Origin of the sequence: Streptomyces sp. SolWspMP-5a-2 (assembly GCF_900091845.1) — a bacterium.
GTDB classification, from domain to species: domain Bacteria; phylum Actinomycetota; class Actinomycetes; order Streptomycetales; family Streptomycetaceae; genus Streptomyces; species Streptomyces doudnae.
On the sequence record NZ_FMCI01000113.1, the window covers coordinates 1 to 1,982 of the forward strand.

General features: G+C 75.1%; 1 protein-coding gene and 1 pseudogene. Both read right to left on the minus strand.

Features of this window, described 5'->3' with window-relative positions:
- Positions 1–772: protein kinase (locus tag GA0115242_RS10840; protein WP_161353081.1), on the minus strand; the 772-nt coding region annotated here is incomplete at its 3' end.
- A 161-nt stretch (positions 773–933) separates the two neighbouring features.
- Positions 934–1,982 (minus strand): annotated as a pseudogene (locus GA0115242_RS10845) (serine/threonine protein kinase); the annotation flags it as partial.

Here is a 1,982-nt window from a genome sequence, read left to right on the forward strand (position 1 = left end):
GGTCCGCGCCGGTCGCCGGGGGCAGGCCGCCCGCCGTCCGGGCGTCGATCGCGGCACGCCGGGCCGCCTCGGCGTCGTCGCCGCTGGCCTGCGCGGTCCGGACCCCGGGCCCCGGACCGCCGGGGCCGTCCGCCGGGTCCTCGCCCGGCGGTGCCTCCGGCGGGGGCACCGGGTCGTACCCGCACAGCGCCTCTTCCGCCGCGCCGACCGCGAGGCCGGTCAGCATCACCCGGCCGTCGTCGCAGACGAGCACCGTGCGGGCGGTGACGTTGCGGTGGACCCAGCCGTGCGCGTGCAGCACCCGCAGCGCCATGAGGACGTCGGAGGCGACCTCGGCCGCCCGGTACGGCGTCAGCGGCTGCTCGGCGAGCAGCGCGGCCAGCGGCCTGGCCGGCACCGCCTCGCTCACTATCCACAGCGACCCGCCCTCGGCGAACACGTCGAAGACCTGGTCGAGCCGCGGGTGGTCGGGGATCTGCGCGGCGGCCTGCGCGGCCTCGACCGCCCGGCGCACGGCGGGATCCGCGGGACGGCGGGTGCCGCCGCGCGCGGGCCTGCGCGCCTGGCGGTCACGGGCCGTGAACCCGTCGGGCAGCCCCTCCGCGTCGAGCACCTCGGCCTCGACGACCTCGGGCAACGGCACCTGACGGACGACCACTTCCTGCCCGCTGTAGGTGTCGAAGGCCCGGCTCTCGGTGAGTTCGTACTCGTCGGAGGGCGGCAGCGGCAGGCGGTAGCGGTCGGCGAGGACCCGTCCCGCGTACTCCTCCACGTTGCCTCCCCCGGCCGCCCGGTCGGTCACCCACGTTGCCTTGCGTCTGCTCCGTACGCGCCGCTGGATGCGTACGGTCCGCAGACCTTCACGATACGTGCCGGAGGCAACGCGCAAAGAGGGGATGCCAGATCTCAGGCGGCAAACCCGACACCGTCAGGTCACGATGCGGGCTCGAACGTCGATGTGAGCGTCGCCCAGGTGTCCTCACGCAGGTCGGTGTCCCATTTGGCGTCCTTCGCCGTGTACATGAGGGCGTATCCGCGATGTCCGTTGACCACGAACCCCCGGTCGATCGTGTGGTACTTGGTGCCGCCGTCCGCGTAGGTGAACTCCCAGTCGGCCGTGTTCCAGCCCCGGTAGTCCACCTTCTCTATGTGGATCTTCTGGTACTGCGAGCGCGCCATGTAGCGCTCCTGGCTCTTCCAGTCGGCGACCGGGTCGCCCTTGGGCGTCGAGGTCCAGGCGATGAGCAGCTTCTGCCCGTCGGGGCCGGTGAACCGGTCGCCCGCGCTGCTCGCGGCCTGGTACTTCCACCCCTCGGGCAGCCCGATCCGGTACCCCTGGCCGCCCTTGTACGTCGAGTCGACGGCGGCGCCGCCCTTGCCGCCGTCCTTGCCGTCGGACGAGTCGTCGTCGGAGTCGTCCGACCCGGCCGCCGAGTCGTCGGAGCCGTCGGCTTCCCCGCCCGCCCCGCTCCCGGCGCCGCCGTCCGCCGACGCGGACGCCGAGGAGCCCCCGTCGGTACGGGTGCCGCCCTCGTTCTTGCCCGCGCCGGATCCGGAACCGGCGCTCGCGCTCGCCGACGTCTTCACGCCGCCGCCCTCGGCGCCCTTCGTCCCCCCGTCGTCACCGCCGCCGAGCGTCAGCGCCAGCACCACGCCGAGCACGGCCAGCGCCACGACCACCGCGATGATCACCAGTGTCCGCTTCGGCACCACGTCGGTCAGCGGCGCTCTCGGCACCTGCCGCGGCGGCAGGTCGGGCGGCGTCATCACGGGCCAGCCCGAACTGCGCCCGCCCGACTGCCCGTTGGTTGCGCCGTCACCCGAGGTGCCGGACGACGCGCCACCGGAGGACGACGCACCCGGCGGCCGCGACGGCGCGGGCACCGAGGCGTTCGCCGCGGCCAGCGGCTTGGTCGCGGAGACGGACCCCGTCGCCGCGGCACCCGCGCCCGACGCCCCGGACCCCGACCCGCCCGGCGCCC